Here is a 23,961-nt window from a genome sequence, read left to right as displayed (position 1 = left end):
AACAATAACCTTAGTTTAGCATGATTTATTGATAAAATCATCGAACGCTTGTAAGTTTCACGAAAATTATTCTATTTTTTTCATTTCAAATCAAAAAAAGACAGAGCACTTACGCACTCTATCTCTAAGCAATGATTTCTTATTACTTTTTATTTGTCCAAGACGTGCAAAGCCATTTCTTTGTTCATGAAATTCTCTGCCTGATTACCTAATTATTAATTACCGTAAAATCCAATTCCTTCATAGCGCCAACCTAATTTCACTAAGTAATCTCTTTCTTTCGTGCTCATGGTGTAATGATGCGTTCCTGTTTTTTCATTTGGATTGAACAAACGCAAGATAGCCTTTGAACCACCAGAATAAAAACTTAGCCCTTCATAGCGCCAGCCTAGTTTCTTCAAGAAATTGATTTCTGATTGAGCTGCCGTGTAGTGATGATCGCCACTGTATGGATTGTACATACGATAAACTTTTGTGCCGCTATTTGGTGCCAACCAAGCTACACCTTCATATTTCCAGCCATATTTTGGCAAATTATTTTTTTCACCTTCGTTTAATGAATACAAGTGTTCACCGGTATTTGGGTTATATAAACGATACATTGGTGAGGTAGTAACTTGTGCTTGGTTTTCATCATATTGCGTTAAATTGTATGTTTCAATCACGTTGTTCAAAGTGGACGCATAATTTGGTGCTGTCGCGTAACGTCCTGTTAACCAAGCAGTCGCATCTTTGTAAGATTTTGTATTGCTTTTCCACGCACCAGAATAATAATAAGTTCCTGCTTGGAAAGAAGTTGTTTTTAAAATATGAACATTATCTTCTAATGATTGTTTGTAGGATGGATATTTTCTAAATGCAGCATTTACTGTAATCCACTGACCGTTCACAAACTCCGCTGTTGGAAAGGTAACAGATTGCCCATTATAGCTACCTTTGATTCCAAATAAATTATAATTTGGTGCCGAAGCTAATTGACTCTTTCCCCAACCACTTTCCACAATCGCTTGAGCAATCATAACAGAAGCATACAAATCATTTTGGCTTGCTAGCGTTCTTGCAGAAGGTGCTATGCTATCAATGAATTGCTGTTGTGTAGTTGATGATGAACGTGCAAAGCGTGAAGCAACAGAAACTTCAAATTGCGAAAGATCTGTTTGAGTGGTGTGAACAAGTACCTCTCCATTATCCAACTGATTCTCCACCGTTTCCGTAGCTTCTGGTGTTTCAGTAGATGGTTCTTCTGATTCGGGTGTTGTTTCTTCCACTGTGGAATCAACTACTTCACTTGATTCCACAGTAGTTGATTCAGTGGTACCTGTGATAGGACTTGTTTGAGTTGTGGCTGTGCTGTTTTGTGTCTCAGTTGTAGCAATCGCATCCTCATATGTGTTAATTGTTGATTGAACGACTGTTTCATCGCTCACTCCAGTTTCATCTGCAAAACTCACAGGAGTAGCAGTTGAAACGATTCCGCCTAGTACTATTACACTAAGTAAAAAATTTGTTTTTTTCATTTTTTCTCCTTTTTCCCGCGTATTTTTATTTGATGTATGTATCAACTAACTTTTATTTTAACAAAAAAATATACTCGTCTTAAGGGAATTTTAAAAATGATACATTCCAGTAACGTTTTGTAACTTGATTGAAATTAAAAAAACACAAGCAGTTGTAGAAATTTTTCTTGAGAAAAACTGTTCCACATGCTTGTGCTTTTCTTAATTTTTGAATTACAACAATTCGCCAAATTTATGGATATAATATTTCTTAACTACCGTAACCAGTGTTAAGTAAGCTAAGACAGTTACGATTAACCAAATCCAATAACTACCTGGTAATGGCATCAAACCTAATTCTGCGCCAAAACTTGTGAATGGCAAAACTGAACCCACGACAATTCCTAACGTAGTGATTGCTGTCATAGCAAAAGTTGCGTTGCTTTGGATAAACGGTAATTTTGGTGTACGTAACGCATGTAATACTAAAGTTTGTGACCAAAGTGACTCCACAAACCAACCTGCATGGAACAAGGCGATGAATACTACTTGTTGTGCGCCATTCAATGTATGGAAATCTCCTCCAACAACTGCTGGACAAATAACAAAATACATCAATAAATACGTTGTGATATCAAAGACAGAACTTGTTGGACCAAAATACACCATGAACTTGCCAATACTTGAAGCTTCCCATTTTTTAGGTTTTACTAAATATTCAGGATCCATTTTATCCCATGGTAATGAAATACAAGAAACATCATAGATTAAATTCAAGAATAAAATTTGTAAAGGTAACATTGGTAAGAATGGCAAAAAGGTGCTAGCAATCAAAACAGAAAACATATTTCCAAAATTTGAGCTAGCCGTCGCTTTGATATACTTCATAATATTACCAAATGTTTCGCGACCAGCTAAAAGTCCACGTTCTAAAATCATCAAGTCTTTTTCTAATAAGATGACATCTGCTGATTCTTTTGCAATATCAACAGCTGTATCAACTGAAATACCAATATCTGCTACTTTCATCGCAGGGGCGTCATTGATGCCATCTCCCAAGAACCCAACTGTGTGTCCATTATTTCTAAGCGCTGTAGTTAAGCGTGCTTTTTGTTGTGGGTTTAGTTTTACAAAAACATCATTTTCATCAACGACTTGTGAAAGTTGGTGATCATCCATAGAAGCAATTTTTTCACCGGTAATTAGCTCATCGATTTCTAAACCAACTTGGCGACAAACAGAGCGTGTTACTAGTTCGTTATCTCCAGTTAACACTTTAACAGCTACTCCGTGATCCTTCAATGCTTGTAGTGCTTGTTTCGTTGTTTCTTTTGGTGGGTCAAGGAATGCTAAGTAACCAATCAACACCATATCTGATTCATCTTTAACCGAGAATTCTCCAACTACACTTGGATTTGTTTTTTGTGCCACACCAATTACGCGTAATCCATCTTCATTAAGAGCTGTTACCTTTTCCAAAACTTCCTGTTTTCTTTCCTTCGTTAAAGGTGTAACGTCTCCTTCTAAATCGATAAATTTAGAAATACTCAACATTTCTTCAATCGCGCCTTTGGTAATCATCTGTGTCTTGCCTGTTATATCTTCTACAACAACACTCATTCGACGACGTTCAAAATCGAATGGGATTTCATCTATTTTTCTGTAACGAGTATTGGTTGTATCAAGTGTTTCTTCAGCTTCATCAATAATTGCGACATCAAGCAAATTTTTCAAACCCGTTTGATAATAACTATTTAAATATGCATGACGCAACACTCGGTCGTCTTCAGCACCTTCACAATTCATGTGATATTCTAAGATAATTTTATCTTGAGTTAATGTTCCTGTTTTATCTGTACATAAAATATCGATCGCGCCAAAGTTTTGAATTGCACTCAAATTTTTGATAACTGTTCCTTTTTTTGCCATCACGCTAGCGCCCTTAACCAAATTGGTTGTCACGATCATTGGCAACATCTCTGGTGTTAAACCAACTGCAACAGATAGTCCAAATAAGAACGCTTCTAGCCAATCTCCTTTAGTCAATCCATTGATGACAATCACAGTTGGGGCCATCAATGCCATAAACTTAATCAATAGCATTGATGTTTTGTGGATACCCAATTCAAAATTTGATTTGATTGGTTTTTCAGATAACGTTTGTGCTACATGACCAAACAACGTTTGGTTTCCCACGGCTACGATAATTCCTGTGGCACTTCCACTAATTACATTACTTCCCATAAACGCTAGATTTTCATAACTTGTTTCATTTTTACTCCCGTCCGTTGCAACTAACGCATTTTTTTCGACAGGATAACTTTCGCCTGTCAAAGCTGCTTGAGAAATAAATAAATCTTTTGCAGAGAGTAATCGCATGTCTGCAGGAATCATATCACCCGCAGATAATCGTACCAAGTCACCACAAACGATTTCTTCCATTGGAATCTCTTGGTATTTACCTTGTCGCTTGACAGCGGCTGTCACTTTTACTAATGATTTTAATTTCTCAGCTGCTTGATTTGAACGAACTGACTGAATCAAGGTCATTGTCCCACTCACAATTACCATACTAAAAATAATAATTACGCCGAATAAATCCTTCTCACCTGGAGCTGGTAATAAATATTCTGTAATAAACGAAATAATCCCTAAAGCAATTAGTACTAAAGTAAATGGTGTAATATAAGCTTTCAATACTTCAATTAAAAAAGGTGTTTTCTTTCCATATGAAATCGTATTATCTCCGTAGAGTTCTTTTGATTGTTCAATTTGTTCTGTACCCATTCCTTTTTCGCTGCTATGGAATAAGTCGAATAATGCACGTTCGCTTTTTTGTGCAAAACTTGCATATAATTTTTGCGTATCTTTCTTTTTTTCCATTGTCAATCTCTCCCTTGTATCAGAAAAACAGACATTTACTGTACTGTTTTTCCTATTTTTCGGGTCAAGAGAGAAGCATTTTTACATAAGTGAGCTGAAAACAGATAGATAATAGTTTCAGCAAACTGTTACTTTTCTCTTGTCCCTTTGGTTTCGGTAAACTGTCATCCATTTGTTCTCATCTCCCTTACGCTTTCATAAATCTGTTCTTTTTCTTTACAAAAATCTGCTCGTACTTGCCACATCAATGTCCCAACAAAAATCAGCTCCCTTAATTTTTGGATTACTAACATTTAAGCTGTTAGGTTGACAACAAAAAACCTTTCGCCAAAAACTCAGCGAAAGGTTGAAATAAGCACAGCAAAAAGAAGCTATTTCGATCTCATCGTTGAGTTTTGACACTATACAACGTAAAAAGCAAATACCTTTGCCTTTAGCTACCTTATGAAAAGCCTTAGATCGACAATTCCTGTTCTACCCATTGGCGTCTCTCGACATTTTTGGGCAGTAGCCTGTGTTTGTATAGGAGCCTCACCTAACAAATCTTATTTAGTTTTCCAGTGGTTACTGTAACAACGATTGACAGAAATGTCAAATTTATTTTCAAATTTTTTGCTTTTTCACAAATGAAGCACATTTATTTTCCTGGATCATTTAACAAAAAACTATGTTTTTTTGAATTTCATTTGTCATAAAAGCTTTTCATTACTATAATGAAACTATAGTAATGGATAAAAGGAGTGATCTTATGGAACACACGCTTGTGATTATCAAGCCAGATGGTGTCCGCCGACATCTAATTGGTCGTATTATTCAACGATTCGAAGAAAAAGGGTTAACAATCGTTGACATGAAACTAGCAACAATGACTCCTGAGCTTGCAAAAGAACACTATCAACACTTAGCTGGTCGTAGTTTTTTCCAAGAATTGATTGACTACATGATCTCTGGTCCTGTCGTTTATCTTGTACTAGAGGGTGATGACGTTATTGATATTGTCCGAAAAATGGTTGGCGCTACGAAGGCTGTAGATGCAATGCCCGGCACGATTCGTGGAGATTTTGCACTTCCTGGAACAGCAAACATCATTCATGCTTCAGACTCTCGTGATGCTTCAAAAAATGAGATTGCTCGATTTTTCCCATCAACACCTTATCAATACGAACAGAAGGATTTGCTAGAAAGTAGCAGTTCTCCATCTTAAAACACACTACCAAAAGCTAGGATATTCCACTCCTAGCTTTTTTGTCCCAACTAGTTCCCGAACATCGCAATTCAACAACCCACTTTTTTCAAAGAAAATCTGTCAAAATAATCTATTAAGTATCTTTTTTGAATCATTACCATCCTTTTCTGGTTATCCAAATATTCTTTCTACTGATCATTTACCTTACTTCAAAAGATAGCTCTTAGAGCCTCAACCTTATCTACGGTATTCCCAAAGCAACTTCTTTAGCAATAAATCCTCTTTTCATAAAAACATGAAAAACTATTTTTAGAAAAACATCCTTATTACTTTAAGCTAGGCGCTTTGCGCCACAACCTTTATCCACTGTGCTTCAAAAAAAGCCCTTCCAAACTCATCTAAATTATTCAAGAATCTGAGAAGTAATTTCTGAAATTATATTTTTATTTATTGAACGAGACATTTCTTACACGGCCTTTTTCTCAGGGTAAAAGTACGCGAAACTGTTCTTCCAACTGCTTACGCTGCTGTTTGCCCAAACTATATTCCAAAACAGAAAACAGTTGGTCGCACTCGTCCTCATCAATTAACTCGCCCAATCCAACAAGGATCATCTGTTTTTGATAATTCATCATTAATGTTTCATAAATAATTAAATTTTTTGCTTTTGCCGCAAGACTCCTTGATAAATCATCATTGACATTCCGCGCTTTTTTAAATCGTTTTTTCTTAATATAATGATTAGTTAAGTTTAATAAAAATAAATCCATATACTGATCAGGATTATTTGTTAAAGAAAAATTCCGCAATTTTTTTTTGATTTTCACGTAGTTATTTTCGATGAAGGACTCACTAAATAAAAAAGGTAGCTCAGCTAGAATTGTCATCTCAAACTGACTGTATTCTTGTATTCGCATAAAATAGTCTTCAATTTTTTTACATTCGTAACGTAAAAATTCAAATTGTAATTCTTTTTGCAATTGGCTATCAGTTTTTAAAAACATGTGAATATTCAACACTAAGTAATACAAATCTCCCGTTTGCTTGAATCGTTTTCGATTGTTTCCCACTTCCTTATATGGATCGAAATTTTCTTCTTGCACCTTGCTTAATAAACGTCTCGCTCTTCTACTTTTCTTTGGCTCTTCTAATCGATGGCGCAAAACTTCGTACTCTGCTAAAGACACATTTAAGCGAGCTAAGATTGCTTGTAAAGTCGTAAATGCAATTTTCCTTACCGTTCCTTTTTCCAGTCCTACTAATGATGTTTTCGAACAAATCCCCTCTGCCAATTCGGCTTGAGTTAATTTTTTACTGATTCGTAGGCTTCTAATCAATCTCCCGTCATGCATTGCTGTGTTCCTCCTTAAATTAATGTACTGTCGGTAAAAAATGGCTACCAAATTTATCAATTTTTCTGATACGTGTAATAAAAAAAGTACTGGGTTCACTATTTACATACGTAAAAAAGGAGAAAAATATTAAAACATAAAAAAAACTTCTGAAAAACAAAAATTTGTTTTTCAGAAGTTCAAATTGGCCATTTAATTCACAGTAGAGTCTGTAATTTTAGGATATAGATTTTTAGTCGTTTTATTTCCATTTTTGGAATAGACACTAGTTGATTCTTTTCCTTTTCGCTGTTCAATTGTTTCGTTTTTTTCTGCTTCTTTTTGATAATCGATTTTTTGTGGATCCACCGTCGTAAATCCATTTGGTACATAAAAACGTAATAAGTTTTCTTGATTCAATTTATCCGATAAACTTAACGCTTTTTTCACTTTCTCTTGATCTTTCGTGATTTCTTTTTGAATGCCCAGAGCCTCAGTATCTAGAATCTCTCCTGATTTATTATCATATGTTTTATTCCCCAAAACAGTGTAATTTGGAGTAACAAAATTACCATTTCTAAACGCAACGACCTGATCATGTTTAGCAGACAATAAATCTGTCCCAAAATGAACGTAATTTTTATCGTCTACACCAACTAAATGAAGTAATGTTGGTAAAACATCAATCTCTCCACCATATGTGTGACTAACTTTTCCGTTTGTATACCCTGGAATATGAATCATCAGTGGAACACGTTGCATTTGAGCATCATCAAATTCATTCCAAGTATTCGCATCTTTGCCCAGTGCTGCCGCTAGATCTTTGTTATCAGAATTTGAAATTCCAAAATGATCACCATAAATAACAAACATTGAATTTTGATAAATACCCGAAGCTTTCAAATAAGTGAAAAATTGTTCCAATGATTGATCAAGATAATGAGCTGTGCGTACGTAATTATCTACTGTACTGTTACCAGTATTTAATCCTGGAAAATCAAAGTTCTTATCATCAGTATAATACGGCGTGTGGTTTGTTACAGATAAGAATTTTGTATAAAATGGCTGTTGCAAATGTTCAAGATAGCCGACCGACTCGCTGAATAGATTTTTATCTAAAATACCATAGCCCAAAGTTTCATCTGTATCTTCGAAGTAAGAACGGTCAAAGAAATTGTCATAACCTAAATTTTTGTACACATGATCTCGATTCCAAAAACTAGCAACATTTCCGTGGAACACAGCGCTTGTGTAGCCTTGGCTTTGCTTTAGAATAGCTGGCGCTGCTTGAAAAACATTATCAGAACCTAGTTCAGTAAACAATGATCCTTGAGGCAGACCAAATGTACCAGTTTCTAGCATATTTTCCGCATCACTTGTTTTTCCTTGTCCCACTTCATGGAAGAAATTATCAAAACTAATGGTTGCTTGATTATCAAAAATACTATTAAGAAAGGGTGTCACTTCTTCTCCATCAACCTTCATGTTGATCAAAAATTGTTGAAAGCTTTCCAAATGGAGCACAATAATATTTTTTCCTTTTGCTATTCCAAACATACTTGTATCAGGTTCCGCATAATGGTCTTTCGTGTAATCTAAGACCTCAGTGATTCCGTTACTACTTGCATGCGCACGAACACTGCTTGTCATTCCGGTTTTGATTCCATCGTAAATCGTGTACGCGTCAATACCTAAATACTTAACAATGTAAGAGCGATCGAAGGTTCTCTGTAATAATTGCGGACGATTCGCTTCACTCAATGCTAAGTTTCCAGAAAAAATAAACGCAGCAAGACAGCTTATTGCAATTGCCATTGGTTTCCTCACTGGCTGGCTTTTAACGGGGACATTTTTGACAATTATCCAAATTAGCAAGCCAAGAAAGATCAGAATGTCCAACCAATACAAAATGTCGTGAGGTTTCATTAAAGAAAAGGAACTTCCTGACAGTCCTTGTGATACTTTTGAAAAACCTAGAACTGATTTAACTGTGATGAAGTCAGTAAATTCTCGATAAAAAATAATATTGCAATATAATAAAGTTGTATTCAATACATCTACAAAAAATAGCAAAAATAGTGCTGTTTTCGCTTTCTTCACATACAAAGATAGCCCAAATAATAACAACGTTGTTGCAACTGGATTAATCCATAGAATAAATGTTTGGACAATTCCTTCAACACCTAAAGAAAAATCAACATAGTAGGCTAAAAGAGTTTTTAACCAAAAAAATACACCTGCTAAAATAACAATAAACAAACGATTTTGACACCACTTTTTGATTGGAGTCACGACCATCACTTCTCTCTATTCACTTTTTTCGTACATTTTGAACTTCAAAAATGAGAATAAGCTAAAAGATGATTTTTTTTAATAAATTTTTATAGTTTAAGATAGATTGATAAAAGCGACTGTATCGCCTTTATCTGCCGAAGTAAACCCACATTTTTCATAAAAATGACGTATAGCTGGCGCCTCTTCTGTCAACAAGACTATTTGGCGAACTGTTTGATATTCTAATAATATTTGCTGCATCAATTCAAAACCGATTCCTTGGTTTTGAACTTCTTTTTTGACTAGAAGGTCTTGGATATAAATAATCGTTAACCCATCGCCAATGACTCGAATCAAACCAACTAGTTCGTTCTTTTTCCACGCAGTAATAACAGATAAGGATTGTTGAACTGCTTGCTGCAATTGCTCAATATCTTTCGTATAAGCTGTCCAGCCAACGTCTTCATATAACTCAAATAATTGTTGTTGTGTTAACTCTTTAGTTTTCAGATACGAAATCATTTTATCCCTCTTTTCTAAAAAAAAGTTGCGACAGCTGTCACAACTTTTTTCGCTATTTTTGATTACTGACTTGTTCCAGAAAGATGATTACTTGTAGCTGCGCTTTCAGATGAATTTGTTGATACTAGTGTATTTGTTGAGTCAGTTGTCTTTGTTTTTTGATGACTTGAATCACTGGTTTTCGTTGGCGTGTTTGTTTTTTTCCATTCTGCTAAACGACTGGCTACTACTGTTTTATCTACCTTGTCAGAATATTCTTCTATCACTTTTCCATTTTTTAATCGGGCTAGTTGATCTCCCGAATTTGACAATAGTAACACTGTGAGTCGCTCATCTTTAAACTGATATTGTCTCAAAGAGATTGCACTTAAAACATCATCGATATTTGTAAACTGGTTTTCTTCTTTTCCTTTTGGTAAATAAATCATTAACTCGCCTTGATCATAGTCGGCTTCAAATTTATAGTCTTCCCACCAATACGTTGAGAATTCTTTTCTAAATTTATCTACTGATTCTTTACTTGCAACGATTTTTTCCGTTTTTGTATGAACGATTTCTGTTGTCATTCGTCCAGAAATTGTTACAGATAAAGTAAGTAAAAGGAAAAAACCAATTAACCAAAAGAGAAGAACGGGACGTTTCTTTCTCATACCTTCTTCCACTCCTATTTGAATTTACCTGTTCTATTATATACAAAAAATGAAACCTAAAGGTAAAAAAGCTGTAAAAAAAACAAAAAATAACAAGTTATTTTTTTAATAAGCAAACTATCATTAACAAGGCAACGTGCCTGTAAAATTTCATTGTAATCAATAACACTTTCCCTAATAAAAAAACAGTGTTTAAATCTTTATGTGATTTAAACACTGTTTTTATTTTATTTTTAACAATGTAAACAAATTTTATTCATATCTCTTACGCATCAAATCCATTTTGGTCAGAAACTTGTTTGAACCAATGACCTGATTTTTTAATCGTACGCTCGCCATCCTTAGCTAAATCAACGGAAATAAACCCGTAACGATTTTTGTAAGCATTCGTCCAAGACCAGTTATCCATACATGTCCACATATGATATCCTAAACAATTGGCTCCTTCTTGAATTGCTTGGTGCACATACTTCAAGTGATCGGTTACAAATTCAATTCGATAGTCATCATGAATCATACCATCTTCTTGAATGAATCTTGCTTCATCTTCAACACCCATGCCATTTTCAGAAATGAAGCAGTCAATATTTCCATAATTGTCACGAACGTTGATCAAGATATCATAGATTCCTTTTTCATAGATTTCCCATCCACGATAAGGATTCATCTTTCTACCAGGCATTTCATAGTTATCAAAGAAATCTTCTGGCATCGGAGAGAGAGCTTCATCAATTGGTGTTTCTTTTGCTTTGATTCGACGTGGTTGATAATAATTGATTCCTAAAATATCAACTGTATTTTCTTTGATAATTTCTTTGTCACCTTCTTTGACTTCAGGTAACAAATCTAATTGTTTTAATACGTCAATCAGTTCTTGTGGAAACTCACCTTTAACAGCTGGATCAAGGAATGATCGATTAAAGAATGCATCGGCTAATTTTGCTGCCTTGACATCTTCCTGATTATTCTCATCACGTGGATAACTAGGTGTCAGATTCAAAATAATCCCGATTTTTCCAGGTAAAGCTAACGAATGATATGCTTTGATTGCAAGCGCAGACGATAAAGCTTCGTGATAACCAACTTGCACCGCATGTTTCATGTTTGCTTCTTCAGGGTAGTGCCAACGATACAAGTAGCCGGCTTCAACAGGAACGATTGGTTCGTTGTGAGTAAACCATTTCTTGATTTTTTGTCCAAATAACTCAAAACAAATCGTTGCATATCGTTCATAAGCCTCAACAGTTTCACGATTTAACCAGCCACCTTTTTCTTGAAGGTACATCGGCATATCAAAGTGATACAGATTTACAAACGGTTCGATACCATTTGCAATTAACTCGTCAAAGTAACTATTATAAAAATCAACCGCTTTTTGGTTTATTTCGCCAGATTCATCTGGTAACAAGCGACTCCATTGAATCGATGTTCGGAAAGAATTGTGTCCTGTCTGCTTCATTAATTGAACATCTTCTTTGTACTTGGTATAAACTTGTGATGTTGTACCTGGTCCTACTTCATCAAAAAATTTTTCTGGCTCTTGTGCATACCAATAATCAAAAATATTATCACCTTTACCATCGTTTGCTACGCGTCCTTCTGTTTGTGGTCCACTTGCAGCTGAACCCCACCAGAAGTTTTCAGGAAATTGATAGTTTGTCATTTGCTCGTCCTCTTTTTTTTATTATTTTTGGTCATTCCATAAATTTTATTTTCTAAAAGAATCGTTTTACCACTTGTACGCGGGTATTCCATTCTTTCAATCAAACGCTTCCCACATAATTCGCCAATCGTTGCAGCGGGCTGTTGAATGATCATTCGTTCTGGTAATACTGTTTGCAGTTCATCTAGGTAGTCGTAGTGTGCAAAACAAATTTCTTGGTCAATTTGTTGATCACTTTTGTTAAAATATTCCAGTGCTCCAATAGACATATTATAGTTACAAACAAATAAGGCTGTTATGTTTTTTGCTAGCAATTCTTTTGCACCATCAAAACCACTCAATCGTGAATAATCACCAGTGTATACGTTAATAGTTATTTCTTTTGCGCTATATTTTTTGGCTTCCAAAGCTCCAGCTAATCGCTCTCTGGCTACATATTCTGTTTGTGGTGCTGCGATAATACCAATTGACTGATGTCCCATCACAATCATTTGTTCAATTGTTTCGCGTACACTTTTGCGATCATTGACCAAAATCGAATCCACATTTTCCAACTGATTAGGTGTATTTAATGAAATGATTGGAATCGTCAGCTCTGCTAGTTTTTCCATTCCCGGCCAAGTTTCGTCTGCTTCAAAAAGAATCAGTCCATCAATAGCATGTGAAAGTAGATAGTCGATTTTTTGTGAAACTAATTGTGCTTCACCATTGAAACAACTTAAAAATAAACTGTAGCCATTGGCTTCCATCAATGCTTCAATACTTGCTACGATATCCGCACTTAGCCGACTTGATAAATTATTCATTAACAATCCGACTGAAAAACTTCGATTGTTTTTTAACCCCTTAGCAATAATATTCTCTTTGTAATTCAATTGATCGATTGCTGCAGCAATCTTTTCCATATTGGCTACTTTTAGTGTCTGACCATTCAGGTAACGTGAGACGCTACCTGTAGAAACGCCTGCTAATTTGGCTACTTCACGAATTGAACTCAACTTGTTCACCTCTTTTTTTAGTGAAGTATATTCATTTGTTTACCGATTTTTGAACCGGTTCAAAAACAATATAACAAACACTTTTCTAAGTTGCAACTATTTTCTAAGCGTTTTCTTTAAAAACATTTTTGCAATCCTTAGTTTCCTGTTTTTCATTCAAATGGTATAATTTCTTTATCCTATTAGACGGAGGCAGTATTTTGAAGAAACTATTGGCTATATTTACTCTAGGACTGGTACTTTTTACCTTAACTGGCTGTAATATGCTGGGTGGATCAAACCAATCAACGAACGAAACCACCGAATCTTCTACGCTTAAAGCAGAAAAAACTGATATTTCAAATAGTGTTTATTCTTTGAAAGTGCGTAAAAACATGAATTTAGTTAGTGGGAAAATCACGTTTACCGAGGATAAGATGGAATGGTTACGCACCTACAATGAAGACAGTACAACTTCTTCTGAGTCCAGCGAAAACATTATATTAACATCCATTAAGATTGACACAAAAGGGGACACTTACACAATTACTGGGATGGCAGACAAAAAAGAAGTTTCCATTGTCTTTACTAAAATTGGTAACTATCAGATAAAAGATGAAGATGGAAACGTTTATAGTATTTGAACAATAATGTTCCAGCATATGATTTGCAATGACAATCCATAATTCGTCATTGCTTTTTTTATAAAAAAATAAAAAGCTATAACACGTTAAATTATCTTAATTTTTCTCCTTATTTTCTTTTTTTCTGTTATATTGGGAAAGTTAGATTGGTTACTAAGGAGAAAAAAATGAATATATTTGATAGTCATGACTATTGTACATGCACCAGTAATAAAAATATCCATACAGAATTTAGCGATCAAGGAAGTTTAAGCATTTGTGATAACTGCCATAAACTGATTCAAGACTCGTTCAAATCTTTTGATGCGTATGTTACAGATAACATTCAAAAAGTGAGCAATAAGCCACAATAATTGATTAAGAGACATCGTGAGAAAATCACGATGTCTCTTTTATTTATCCTAATTCTTGTCCTTTTGCTAAATGATTATCTGTGTAATAACTTCCAGCAGGCGCTCCCTCTAAATCAATCAATTTTTGTTTGATTTGTTCAATGACTTCTTTCGCATGCTCTGGTTTTTCAACAAAATCAAATTGATCCCCATCAATTTGGATCTTAGGACACACATCGAAGTTTTCGTACCATTGGTTATAACGTTCATTCAATTGTTGATAATAATCGTATAATGTTTCATCACTTTCTAATTGTTCATAATCACGACCACGTTTTTTGATTCGACTTAACATCGTGTCCAAAGAAACTTTGATATGAACCATTAGATCAGGACGCTTTTTAGGTGCTACGTCATCTAACTCATTCAACATCGTATCCAATAAGTTATCATACTGCTGTACTTCGATATCCGTCACACGACCAAGATCTGCATTTAGATGAAACAATAAACTATCTTCATAAATTGAACGATCAAGAACATTATCATCATTGATCAACGCGTTTTTCATCGCCAAAAATCGTTTATTCAAAAAGAATATTTGCAATAAAAATGCGTACTGCTCTGGATTGGAATAAAAAAGTGGTAACACCTCGTTATCTTCTACACTTTCATAAAATGGTTTTGAGCGGATTTCAGTTGCAAGCATATCTGTTAAACTACTTTTTCCTGCACCAATCGTTCCTGAAATTAAAATCACTGACATACAACCCTTCCTTTTCTATAAATACTCACCAATATATGCTTGTTTCGGCATTTTTTCAAAATCATATTGCTGAATTTCTTCGACAGTTTTTAAATAAGCATGAAGGCTTTCTGTAACCATCAAATTCACTGGTACTGTTTCTTCTTGAAAAATAATTATTGGTTTGTTTAACATTGTCGCAACGCCTAGCTCATAAGCAGTACCAGGATCAATCGTTTGATATTCAAAATCCAAAATAGCCACTACGATTTGAGCATCGGTTACTTCCGTCATATCTCGTTGATACACTTCCTATGCCCATCCTGCACTAAACATTTCATAATTGCTTTCTTGATGATGTCGTGGCGAATAAAAGGTTGAAATGGTTGTATTGTTTTCTAGTGCTTGTTCGATCCGTTGAATACGTTCAACTTGATCCTCTGAAAAAAATGGTCCTGCTAAATAAATCTGGCTCATTAATAAATCTCCTTCACTAAAGGACGTTTCTCATGATGCGTCCCTCTTAATAAATCAACTAACTTTAATGGGTTATTTGAAAAAACGACTTGATCCAGCCATTTTTCTTCCATAAATCCTTCTTTGGCAAAATTCTTCAATAGCTGCTCTAATCCTGCATAATACCCACCAATATCCAAAATACCGATTGGTTTTTCTGGCACTAATCCGATAGCGATCCAAGAAAGCAGTTGAGAAAATTCTTCTAGTGTGCCTAATCCTCCTGGAAACACTAAAACAGCGTCACCCTCACTAAACAATAACTCTTTTCGTTCATCAATTGTTTCTGTTGAGATGAACGTTGTTACTTCTTCGGCTGGCGTTTCTGCTTTGAATAAACCAGTTGGATAGATTCCAGTAACTTTTCCATCATTTTCCAGCACAGTTTGGCTAATGATTCCCATAATTCCCGCATTTGAACCACCATAAACCAGCTCTATTTCTTCTTGTGCCATATATTTTCCTAACGTTTGGGCAATAAATTTGTAACTTTCTTTTTCGCCAAAACGGGAACCGCAAAAAACAGTCAGTTTCAAAAAAACACTTCCTCGCTTTAAAATCTATCTTCATTCTACTCTTGTTTTTTTTAAATAAAAGACTAGATTTTGTGCATTTTTAGTGGTATGTAGTAAAAAACACACTATATATAGTGCTTCGTTTATAAAACTTTTATTTTATCTTTTTCATGAAAAAGATAAAAAAATAACATATTTACAGATAATTGAAATGACTTTCTTTCCCATTCGCTTATTTATTATCTTGTGTGAAAGAATAACACATTTTTTTAAAACACAGGTTGTTTCGTCTATTCCACTTGATTAACCTATGTTCAAATTTTTCTCTAAAAATTTTTTTATTTGTTATGTTTCACCAAATAAATATGTTTCGCAAAACGCAAAAAAAAGAGGCCAGAAAAATTCTAGACCTCTTCCATCTTTTTTTGACAAAAGGAACTAACTATCTTTTCATTCTTCAAGTATTTTGGTTTTCCCTTTTACTACCGTTGAATCAGCGGATTAGTGAAAATATCACTCGCATCATCGCTACTAGAAGAAAATTCCGTTACTACAGCCCCGGTCTCACCTGCTTGAAACCAATGTTTGATATTGGGCTCAATCGTATACTGATCACCAGGGTATAAAACAATTTCTTTTCTTACTGTATAAGTTGCTTGACTTTTTTCAGGCAATTTGCATGATAGAACTTCTGGTCCGTCTCCTTCGACATATAAATAAACGATTCCTTTCCGACACCGAAAAGTTTCTCTTTTACCAAGATCATTTTTTCTCGGCGGATGTCGATGCTCTGGACACGTTTGATAAGGTAACAAAGCTAATTCTTTCCCACAATATCGCTCATTATTTTCATATACAAATAAGTTTAGTCCTTCAATTTCGATAGCACCTAAGCCAAAGTCAACAAATTCAATTGTTTCTAGCTCTTTATTTGTAAAAACCATTCCGGAATCCAAAAAAAGTTGCTTTACTTTTGTTTGATAGTCCATCATTATTCTCCTCAATTGATTGTCAGATCATCCCAAGAAATTTCTTCTTCTGCTTTTTCGACTACTATAACTTCTGCATTTGGATCCACGCGTTTCTTCAAAACCAAAATCGTCACAGCCGTAGCAAACGAACCTATCACTAATGCACCTATGAACGCCCAAGGTCTAGTCATCGTAGCGACAGCGAACATCCCAGAAGCAGGAATATGGCTATCAGCTCCCCATAACATACTTAATCCGCCACCGATTCCACCACCAACACCAGTAGCAATAACATTTCGGACTAAATCATTCAACACAATAGGGAAACAACCTTCTGTAATTTGACAAATGCCCATCGGAAAAGCGGTTTTTAACGTTTCGATTTCTTGACGGTTAAAAATTTCTTTTTGAATGATCTTTCCAAGGAAAAATGCCATCGTCAAACCAAAAGGAGTTACCATTGATGCTAAAATCAGAACGGTTACTGGTTCATAGATTCCTTCTGAGAATAAAGCAAAAACAAAAGCAAAGACGACCTTATTGATTGCTCCGCCATAATCAATGGCAGAAAGCACGCCAATTACTGCACCATATAAGAAAAGTGAAGAAGTATCTAAGCCAGTCAAATAGTTCGTAATCAAATTCGTAAACCAATTGATCGGCGTGCCAATCCCATAGTACATCACTAAACCCGCAATCAATGAACTAAGAAATGGTAAAACAAGCGTTGGCATCAGCCCTTCCATCCATTTAGGTACTTTGATCCCCGCCGTCAAAAGTACTACGATGATTCCCGAGACATATCCACCAAGCATTCCTCCTAGAAAACCAGCGCCAATTCCTTTTGCAACCATCCCAATAATCAAACCAGGGGCGATTCCCGGTTTGTCAGCAATAGAATAAGAAATTGCGCAAGAAACAATCATTGGCAGCAAACCTAACCCATAATTCCCCATTGAGGTCAAGGTATCTGCAAATTCAAAACCCTCGGAAAAATTTTCAATGGCAACACCATCTAACATATTCCCAATTGCCAATAAAAAACCTGAAGCAACAACGATTGGTAAAAAGAATGAAATTGCAGTCATCAAATGTTTTTTGATGCCTAAAGTCTTGATTTTATCCATTTTGTCCTCCTGAAATTTATTTGAGCATCTCTTCTAGTTTTTCTATCAGTTTATTTGGTGATTTGACCACTAAACTTGTAGGCACATCAACGATACGTTTTCCTGTGAAACGACTACGACCGCTTACCTTGATATCTGCAGCAATCAATACAATGTCGGCAGCTTCGATATCTCTTGCTAGCAAGGTATCTTGCGTCCCAGCCAATCCTTGTGTTTCCACATGGATCTCATGACCTCGTTCCTTAGCAGCTTTGAGTAATTTTTCTTGGGCAATATAAGTGTGCGCAATTCCCGCTGTACATGCAGCAATCCCAACAATCTTCATAGACTAAGCTCCTCTCCTATTTAGATATAGTGTAGTATTTAGCTTTATTGTCAGCTTTAAATAAGTGGATTTTTTGTAATGCAACTTTTTTTGTAGCTTCCATACATGGTGGGAACAAAACATTTGGTTCACGAATTTCTAGATTTCCTTCATTTAAGATTTCACGTAGTTTGTCTGCGAAAACAATTTTGATGTCACTAGAAATATTGATTTTATTGACTCCCATAACTACAGCTTTTGCAATTTCATCATCCGGATTACTTGAACCACCATGTAAAACCAATGGTACATCCGTCAAATATTCAATCTCTTCTAAAATATCTAAACGTAACTCTGGATCAACATCTTTCGGATAAATTCCATGGGCTGTTCCAATTGCCACAGCTAAACTATCTACACCTGTTTCTTCAATAAATTTCTGTGCAACTTTTGGATCTGTATAAATGATTTCGCTAACACCACCTTCAACAGTGTTCCCTGTATCACCAATCGTCCCTAATTCTGCTTCAACTGAGACGCCCACTGCATGTGCTGCTTCCACAACTTTTTGAGAAATCGCTACATTTTCCTCAAACGAATGATGGGAGGCATCAATCATTACAGATGTGAATCCTAATTGAATTGCATGGATGACCTGCTCAAAACTAGCTCCGTGATCCAGATGGATACAAACAGGAATCGTTGCTTTTTCTGCTAGATATTTTACTTGTGAAACAAAACTATCTGTTAAAAAACGTAATTCCTCTGGGTGAATCGCAATCATGACAGGTGCATTTGCTTCTTCACAAGCTTCCATCACTGCATTCAACAACTGACCAGAGCCCGCATTGAATGCTGGTACTGCAAATCCTTTTTCTTTTGCCACTGCTAAAATTTCTTTTCCTGTTACTAACATATTGATCGACACTCCTTTTTATTTGTTAATCATTAATTGATATAAAGCTTCAACTGTTTCTACTTCTTTTAATTCATTGATAAATTCATTATCTGCAAGCAAACTGGCAATTTTTTGTAATAAACGCAGATGTTTAAGATTGGCATCTTCCGCTTTTACTGCAAATAAAAGAACAACTTTGACATCTTGATCATCAAGTGTTTCCCAAGGAATTGGTTGTGCTAAAGTAGCGATGATAATTACAGTTTGGTTAACAGTAGTTGATTTGCCATGAGGTATCGCGATTCCCTGCCCAATACCGGTAGTGCCCTCTGCTTCTCTCTGGTAAACATCTGTTAAAAAGATTTCTGAACTTGCTACGTAGCCTTTACGTTCTAGCAAATCAGCAAGTTCTTTCAGAATCTGCCCTTTGGTCGTTGCTTTTGAATCTACAACAAGTAAGTCTTTATGAATAATTTCCCGAATATCAAGTGCTTCCAACCAATCATCCTCCTAAAAAAAATAGACCTGACTCACTCCAAACTTTGGAATGGGTCAAGCCTGCCAGACAGTAACTCCCCTAGATTTCATGTTGATATTTTTTGGTACATACATTCCACATTCTTCGGTTCGACGATATCACCGATCTTCTTACCAAATCCGATTCCTCGTCTAATGAGCACCCACTCTCCTTTCTTCGATTTTGCAACGACTGCATTATGATTCAATATCAAAATCACTTGCACCTGCATGCCTCCTTTTTATGACAGAAACAGCCACATTGAAATGCGCCTTCGTAAATTAATACGCAGACTATATTCCAAATAATGAAAAAAGACAACAAAATCATAAAAAAATCTTCACTACTGTAATTTTGTAGCAAAAATCATGCTATGTCTTAGTCGTTTTTGTCTCTTACGCGTATTTTAAGACAAAAGAAAAGGCATCGGACACCAATCAGTCCAATACCTTTCAACATAGCAAATAAAACGAATACATTCCCTCGAAAATTTCTCTAAAAAAACTAGATTTATACTTCCAGATTCGTTACAATGAACGAGGTCGATGCATTGCGTTGACTATGGCAAACTTGATTGGTCCGTTTGGTTGACTGATTCAAGGCCTCAGCATTTGGCTGCCACCATTTGCTGAGGTGCCTTTTTTATTTGGCTGTTTCTATCTGCCACTTATAATACTGATAGCGTATCCAGTAGTCAAGAAAAACATAAAAACCACAAAAAATTGGGGTGTTTTTTTACCAAAAATACGCAAATTATTTTTCTAGATAAATATTGAGTATCCAAGCTTTGTAAATAGGGTAGAATAATCTAATTATAGATATGTTTGTTATAAAAAAAGAGATAACTCGCCTCTCATTCATCTAAGAGGTGAGTTATTTCTTTTTTTAATCTTCAATTTTTTCAAATAGGCCTCGGCTAATCATTCCGTCCATCAAGAAGTAAAACTTATCTTGACTCATTTTTTGCTTCGGATCTTTGAAAATATTCACAGCCTTTAAACCATTAGCTGTCGTGATCGACATCTTTAACGTTTGAATGTCCTTTGAGACAGTTATTTTTAATTTAAATCCTTCTTTACTTTGTGGAGTTGCATCTAAAGGGCGGATCAATTGGTAGTTTCCCCCATTTGTTTCAATAAAACCATTATCTCTCAGTGTATATCGTTTTGCACTTGGTGCTATGCGATAACTAGTTTTTGCACCAAGAACTGTCGCTGTCTTTTCAAATGCCATGTTTTTCACCTCGATAAAATTATTTTCTATCTCAATTATAAAAGGTTCTAAATTAATTTACTAGCTTCTTTGACAAAATATTTACAAAAGAGCAAAGAAGAAAAGGACGGTCAAACGAACTCCCGTTTTCCGTCCTTTTTTTATTTTGCTAAAATTGAAATCAATTGTTCGATAAAGTATTGAATCTCTTCTTCCGTATTCCCAAAACCAAAGCTGATTCGAATGGATTCTTTTAAAATCGGTGTGTTTTCGCCATACATTGCTTCTAACACGTGAGAAGGTTCAATATTTCCTGCTGTACATGCCGATCCTGTTGAAATAGCGATTCCTCTAAGATCCAACTTCATGAGCAACAAATCATTCGTCACACCGGGTAATCTCAAATTCAAAACATGAGGTAATTTATTCGCTAAATCACCATTCACTTGACACGCGATTCCGTGATCTCCTAACGCTGTTAAAATCATTTGTTGGAATGTTTGATATTTTTCACTTCTAACTTGGCGTTCTTCCTCATCTAAAATCGTTGCAGCAGTTGCCATGCCCCAGATACCTGCTAGATTTTCTGTTCCTGCGCGTCGTTTTTCTTCTTGTTCTCCTCCTAAAAGCAAGGCTGGAATCATTACACCATCACGTTTGTACAAGAACCCGACACCTTTTGGTCCATTGATTTTATGTGCAGAAACACTCAACAAATCCACTCCCAAAGCTTCGGGACGAATCGTTTGATTTCCGTAGGCTTGGACAGCATCAGTGTGAAAATAAGCAGGATGATCTGCCAACAACTCACCGATTTCTTTGATTGGCATTAAATTTCCAATTTCATTATTCCCATACATAATTGAAACTAAAATTGTATCTTCACGTAACGCTTGTTGGAAGTCAATGATTGAAAGATTCCCGTTTTCATCAACAGGCAAATAAGTCACTTCAAATCCTTGCGTTTCTAAATATTTCATCGTATTCAATACTGCAGGATGCTCGATTGCAGTGGTAATCAAATGTTTTCCTTCATTTTGTCTTGCAAAAGCTGTTTCAAGAATTGCTGTATTATCGCCTTCAGTTCCACCACTATTAAAGATAATTTCGTGCGACTTCACTTGCAATGTGTCCGCAATCATTTGACGTGCTGTTTCAAGTTTTTCGTGTGCGACTCTTCCGAAGCCATGAATACTTGAAGGATTGCCAAATGTTTCATTCATGATGTCAGTCATTGCTTTGACTACTTGAGGATGCATCGGTGTTGTCGCCGCATGATCCAAATAAATGTTTTCCACCTTGTTTCATCCCTTCCACTTATAACTAGGCACATTCTAGCACAGAATAGCTTACTTACCAAAAATAAATCCTTTTTTCTCGCAAAAGGCGTCCAGTTCTCTGAATATAAAAAGCGAGTAGTGCCTCAAACAACTTGAGGAAACTACTCACTTTTCTCACATTTTGATTAGCAACCTTTCGATTGATTTAGTCAAAAGCTTTTTCTTCTAACTTGAACAATGGACTCATTGGTGTGTTTTCGTGAATTCGTTTCACGGCTTCACCCATTAGTTCCGAACAAGTAATGATCGTCAAGTTTTCTGGATGGAACTCGTCCTTCGTCCAAACAGAATCAGTGATACAAATATCTTTGATCGGTGCGCCATCTAAAATGGATTTTGCAGGTACTGAAAGTAATCCATGAGAAGCACAAGCATAAATATCTTTCGCCCCATTTTCTTTCAAAATATTCGCAGCGCGTGCAAATGTCGCACCTGTGTTTAAGATATCATCGACCATGATGCATGTTTTTCCTTCAACATCACCAATCACATAGCCGCTATCTAAGTCAGCATCGTCTGCATGATCAACAATTGCCAAAGTACTATCCAAATATTCAGAAAGACTACGTGCGCGTTGGACGCCACTGTTTTTCGGAGACACAACGACAATATCATCACCTGTCAAGCCGAGTTCGCGATAGTAATGTGCAAAAAGCGGCATCGTAAATAAATTATCTACAGGAATATCAAAGAATCCTTGTACTTGAACTGTGTGTAAATCTAATGTTAAAACACGTGTTGCTCCAGCTTCCTCAATTAAATTAGCGATCAACTTTGCTGTGATTGGTTCATGAGGCTTTGCTGTCCGATCTTGACGTGCGTAGCCATAATAAGGTAAAACAACATTGATTGTTTTAGCACTTGCACGTTTCATTGCATCAATCATGATCAATAGTTCCATGTAATAATCATTTACCGGCGCATTCGTCGATTGAACGATGTAAACATGATCCCCACGAATACTTTCTTCAATATTGATTGCGATCTCGCCATCACTAAATTGTTTTACCACACTTTTTCCTAGTTCTGTCCCAAACACTTTTGCAATTTTTTCAGCTAATGGCCGATTTCCATTCAAGCTAAATATTTTCAGCGTGTCATCCTGATACTTTTTACTCATGTAGGCCTCCCTAAAACTTCTATTCCACGTTAGTTTAACATACTTTCAACATATTTTCTGGTAATTTCAGCAAATTGTTACGAAAGTGAAACAGTTCCATTCGTCCAGTTTGCTGGTATGATTTTTTTCGTATTTCCCCAATTATCATGCACTTTATAATAACGTTTTCCCGTTGATGACTCAAAATATGCGTAAGCAACCACCCAATGGTTTCCGTAGGTACTCCCTAGTCCTTTCAACAAGCCAACTAGTACTGGTTTTCCTTGGCGAATCCGTTTGGTGGCACGTTGCCATGATCCAAGCAAGGTTCCTCTAGCACGCTGCTCTTTTCCCATTGCTTTAAAAAACAGAGAGAGTCCATGACTAACTTGTAATGGAATTGTCGGCATTCCTAGTGGTTGGATATAGGCGCGTAATAAATCAATTAGTATAGTTTCATCTGGGCTTTCTTTGACACGAATCCGTTCCGGCAATGTGAAGTCTTGTCGGTAATCTTGATAATAAGCTAGCAAAACTGCCGCCGCATAAGTCCCACATAAATAGCCTGATGGGGTTTTCCAATTCTGGTACTTCTCAAAACGTTCTTCTGGCAAACCAACCCACTGATCTTTCATTGTTTGATTGGTTGCTCCAGCTAAAGAAAACTCTTTCATTTCTGATTTCAGTCGTCTTCGCCTCCTTTTTTTCATTATAATAGATGCCAACTAAAAAACAAATGACTTTGATTGTTCACTTCTC

Annotated in this window: 22 protein-coding genes, 2 pseudogenes and 1 riboswitch; of the genes and pseudogenes, 3 read left to right on the top strand and 21 right to left on the bottom strand. The window is 35.8% G+C overall.

Going from position 1 to position 23,961, the window contains the following annotated elements; all coding sequences use genetic code 11:
- Positions 1-215: 215 nt before the first annotated feature.
- A complete protein-coding gene (locus AC4BD1_RS02195) occupies positions 216-1,517 on the bottom strand; it encodes a glycoside hydrolase family 73 protein (RefSeq protein WP_490485758.1) in 1,302 nt (433 codons plus the stop codon).
- Positions 1,518-1,730: 213 nt separating this feature from the next.
- Positions 1,731-4,379 carry a magnesium-translocating P-type ATPase gene (mgtA, locus tag AC4BD1_RS02190; protein WP_490485757.1) on the bottom strand — a complete coding sequence of 883 codons (2,649 nt, stop codon included), beginning with the start codon at positions 4,377-4,379 and terminating at the stop codon, positions 1,731-1,733.
- Between the two features lie 373 nt (positions 4,380-4,752).
- Positions 4,753-4,929: riboswitch (M-box (ykoK) riboswitch) on the bottom strand.
- 198 nt (positions 4,930-5,127) lie between these two features.
- Here mgtA and ndk point away from each other — a divergent pair.
- The gene (gene ndk / locus AC4BD1_RS02185) at positions 5,128-5,583 is read left to right on the top strand and encodes a nucleoside-diphosphate kinase (protein ID WP_206910579.1); all 456 of its coding nucleotides are present in this window, start codon (positions 5,128-5,130) and stop codon (positions 5,581-5,583) included.
- Positions 5,584-6,047: 464 nt separating this feature from the next.
- Here ndk and AC4BD1_RS02180 read toward each other — a convergent pair whose 3' ends face one another.
- The 6 genes from AC4BD1_RS02180 to AC4BD1_RS02155 all read right to left on the bottom strand — a co-directional run bounded on the left by AC4BD1_RS02180 (position 6,048) and on the right by AC4BD1_RS02155 (position 13,003).
- A complete protein-coding gene (locus tag AC4BD1_RS02180) occupies positions 6,048-6,917 on the bottom strand; it encodes a helix-turn-helix domain-containing protein (protein ID WP_490466855.1) in 870 nt (289 codons plus the stop codon).
- 192 nt (positions 6,918-7,109) lie between these two features.
- Positions 7,110-9,188, bottom strand: coding sequence for a sulfatase-like hydrolase/transferase (locus tag AC4BD1_RS02175; protein WP_206910574.1), 2,079 nt, complete (start codon positions 9,186-9,188; stop codon positions 7,110-7,112).
- A 96-nt stretch (positions 9,189-9,284) separates the two neighbouring features.
- Positions 9,285-9,692, bottom strand: coding sequence for a GNAT family N-acetyltransferase (locus AC4BD1_RS02170; RefSeq protein ID WP_490466854.1), 408 nt, complete (start codon positions 9,690-9,692; stop codon positions 9,285-9,287).
- A 62-nt stretch (positions 9,693-9,754) separates the two neighbouring features.
- Positions 9,755-10,342 (bottom strand): hypothetical protein, encoded by a 588-nt coding sequence (locus AC4BD1_RS02165; protein ID WP_206910566.1) that lies wholly within the window; start codon positions 10,340-10,342, stop codon positions 9,755-9,757.
- A 265-nt stretch (positions 10,343-10,607) separates the two neighbouring features.
- On the bottom strand, positions 10,608-12,005 hold the full coding sequence (locus tag AC4BD1_RS02160; protein WP_206910562.1) for a glycoside hydrolase family 1 protein: 1,398 nt from the start codon (positions 12,003-12,005) through the stop codon (positions 10,608-10,610).
- Positions 12,002-13,003: a LacI family DNA-binding transcriptional regulator gene (locus AC4BD1_RS02155; protein WP_490466853.1), complete on the bottom strand. Its 1,002-nt coding sequence runs from the start codon at positions 13,001-13,003 to the stop codon at positions 12,002-12,004. The genes AC4BD1_RS02160 and AC4BD1_RS02155 overlap by 4 nt, the downstream gene beginning before the upstream one ends.
- A gap of 200 nt (positions 13,004-13,203) precedes the next feature.
- Between AC4BD1_RS02155 and AC4BD1_RS02150 the strand changes: the two genes are divergently transcribed.
- Both AC4BD1_RS02150 and AC4BD1_RS02145 read left to right on the top strand, forming a co-directional pair.
- Positions 13,204-13,626, top strand: a complete 423-nt coding sequence (locus tag AC4BD1_RS02150) for a hypothetical protein (RefSeq protein WP_206910556.1) — start codon at positions 13,204-13,206, stop codon at positions 13,624-13,626.
- A 173-nt stretch (positions 13,627-13,799) separates the two neighbouring features.
- On the top strand, positions 13,800-13,979 hold the full coding sequence (locus AC4BD1_RS02145; RefSeq protein WP_206910712.1) for a hypothetical protein: 180 nt from the start codon (positions 13,800-13,802) through the stop codon (positions 13,977-13,979).
- A 43-nt stretch (positions 13,980-14,022) separates the two neighbouring features.
- Here AC4BD1_RS02145 and AC4BD1_RS02140 read toward each other — a convergent pair whose 3' ends face one another.
- From AC4BD1_RS02140 to AC4BD1_RS02080, 13 genes and pseudogenes are all read right to left on the bottom strand, one after another.
- A complete protein-coding gene (locus AC4BD1_RS02140) occupies positions 14,023-14,724 on the bottom strand; it encodes a deoxynucleoside kinase (RefSeq protein WP_206910553.1) in 702 nt (233 codons plus the stop codon).
- A 15-nt stretch (positions 14,725-14,739) separates the two neighbouring features.
- A pseudogene (locus AC4BD1_RS02135) lies at positions 14,740-15,180 on the bottom strand (nucleoside 2-deoxyribosyltransferase).
- Entirely contained in the window at positions 15,180-15,755 is a 576-nt protein-coding gene (locus tag AC4BD1_RS02130) for an LOG family protein (protein WP_206910550.1), read from the bottom strand. Before AC4BD1_RS02130 ends, AC4BD1_RS02135 begins: the two are co-directional and overlap by 1 nt.
- A gap of 461 nt (positions 15,756-16,216) precedes the next feature.
- Complete coding sequence (locus AC4BD1_RS02125; RefSeq protein WP_490466850.1) at positions 16,217-16,723, bottom strand: D-lyxose/D-mannose family sugar isomerase; 507 nt, start codon at positions 16,721-16,723, stop codon at positions 16,217-16,219.
- An 11-nt stretch (positions 16,724-16,734) separates the two neighbouring features.
- Positions 16,735-17,832 (bottom strand): PTS fructose transporter subunit IIC, encoded by a 1,098-nt coding sequence (locus AC4BD1_RS02120; protein WP_490485756.1) that lies wholly within the window; start codon positions 17,830-17,832, stop codon positions 16,735-16,737.
- A gap of 16 nt (positions 17,833-17,848) precedes the next feature.
- Positions 17,849-18,157: a PTS fructose transporter subunit IIB gene (locus AC4BD1_RS02115; RefSeq protein WP_490485755.1), complete on the bottom strand. Its 309-nt coding sequence runs from the start codon at positions 18,155-18,157 to the stop codon at positions 17,849-17,851.
- 16 nt (positions 18,158-18,173) lie between these two features.
- Positions 18,174-19,052: a ketose-bisphosphate aldolase gene (locus AC4BD1_RS02110; RefSeq protein ID WP_490466847.1), complete on the bottom strand. Its 879-nt coding sequence runs from the start codon at positions 19,050-19,052 to the stop codon at positions 18,174-18,176.
- A gap of 18 nt (positions 19,053-19,070) precedes the next feature.
- Positions 19,071-19,532 (bottom strand): PTS sugar transporter subunit IIA, encoded by a 462-nt coding sequence (locus AC4BD1_RS02105; RefSeq protein WP_490466846.1) that lies wholly within the window; start codon positions 19,530-19,532, stop codon positions 19,071-19,073.
- An 86-nt stretch (positions 19,533-19,618) separates the two neighbouring features.
- Entirely contained in the window at positions 19,619-19,783 is a 165-nt protein-coding gene (locus tag AC4BD1_RS02100; protein WP_490485754.1) for a CAT RNA binding domain-containing protein, read from the bottom strand.
- Between the two features lie 653 nt (positions 19,784-20,436).
- Entirely contained in the window at positions 20,437-20,784 is a 348-nt protein-coding gene (locus tag AC4BD1_RS02095) for a DUF1831 domain-containing protein (protein WP_206910544.1), read from the bottom strand.
- 140 nt (positions 20,785-20,924) lie between these two features.
- A complete protein-coding gene (locus AC4BD1_RS02090) occupies positions 20,925-22,061 on the bottom strand; it encodes a cysteine desulfurase family protein (RefSeq protein ID WP_490485753.1) in 1,137 nt (378 codons plus the stop codon).
- Between the two features lie 187 nt (positions 22,062-22,248).
- Positions 22,249-23,223, bottom strand: coding sequence for a ribose-phosphate diphosphokinase (locus tag AC4BD1_RS02085; RefSeq protein ID WP_206910538.1), 975 nt, complete (start codon positions 23,221-23,223; stop codon positions 22,249-22,251).
- A 77-nt stretch (positions 23,224-23,300) separates the two neighbouring features.
- Positions 23,301-23,825: pseudogene (locus tag AC4BD1_RS02080) on the bottom strand (dihydrolipoamide dehydrogenase); the annotation flags it as partial.
- Positions 23,826-23,961: the final 136 nt, after the last annotated feature.

This window comes from Enterococcus sp. DJ147D b, assembly GCF_058216655.1.
This window is presented reverse-complemented; position numbering and strand designations above follow the sequence as displayed.

Excerpts from the sequence above, each read along its gene's own strand:
- AC4BD1_RS02195 (WP_490485758.1), bottom strand. The coding sequence starts at position 1,517 with ATGAAAAAAACAAATTTTTTACTTAGTGTAATAGTACTAGGCGGAATC.
- mgtA (WP_490485757.1), bottom strand. The coding sequence starts at position 4,379 with ATGGAAAAAAAGAAAGATACGCAAAAATTATATGCAAGTTTTGCACAA.
- ndk (WP_206910579.1), top strand. The coding sequence starts at position 5,128 with ATGGAACACACGCTTGTGATTATCAAGCCAGATGGTGTCCGCCGACAT.
- AC4BD1_RS02180 (WP_490466855.1), bottom strand. The coding sequence starts at position 6,917 with ATGCATGACGGGAGATTGATTAGAAGCCTACGAATCAGTAAAAAATTA.
- AC4BD1_RS02170 (WP_490466854.1), bottom strand. The coding sequence starts at position 9,692 with ATGATTTCGTATCTGAAAACTAAAGAGTTAACACAACAACAATTATTT.
- AC4BD1_RS02165 (WP_206910566.1), bottom strand. The coding sequence starts at position 10,342 with ATGAGAAAGAAACGTCCCGTTCTTCTCTTTTGGTTAATTGGTTTTTTC.
- AC4BD1_RS02160 (WP_206910562.1), bottom strand. The coding sequence starts at position 12,005 with ATGACAAACTATCAATTTCCTGAAAACTTCTGGTGGGGTTCAGCTGCA.
- AC4BD1_RS02140 (WP_206910553.1), bottom strand. The coding sequence starts at position 14,724 with ATGTCAGTGATTTTAATTTCAGGAACGATTGGTGCAGGAAAAAGTAGT.
- AC4BD1_RS02125 (WP_490466850.1), bottom strand. The coding sequence starts at position 16,723 with ATGGACTATCAAACAAAAGTAAAGCAACTTTTTTTGGATTCCGGAATG.
- AC4BD1_RS02120 (WP_490485756.1), bottom strand. The coding sequence starts at position 17,832 with ATGGATAAAATCAAGACTTTAGGCATCAAAAAACATTTGATGACTGCA.
- AC4BD1_RS02115 (WP_490485755.1), bottom strand. The coding sequence starts at position 18,157 with ATGAAGATTGTTGGGATTGCTGCATGTACAGCGGGAATTGCGCACACT.
- AC4BD1_RS02110 (WP_490466847.1), bottom strand. The coding sequence starts at position 19,052 with ATGTTAGTAACAGGAAAAGAAATTTTAGCAGTGGCAAAAGAAAAAGGA.
- AC4BD1_RS02100 (WP_490485754.1), bottom strand. The coding sequence starts at position 19,783 with ATGCAGGTGCAAGTGATTTTGATATTGAATCATAATGCAGTCGTTGCA.
- AC4BD1_RS02095 (WP_206910544.1), bottom strand. The coding sequence starts at position 20,784 with ATGGCATTTGAAAAGACAGCGACAGTTCTTGGTGCAAAAACTAGTTAT.
- AC4BD1_RS02085 (WP_206910538.1), bottom strand. The coding sequence starts at position 23,223 with ATGAGTAAAAAGTATCAGGATGACACGCTGAAAATATTTAGCTTGAAT.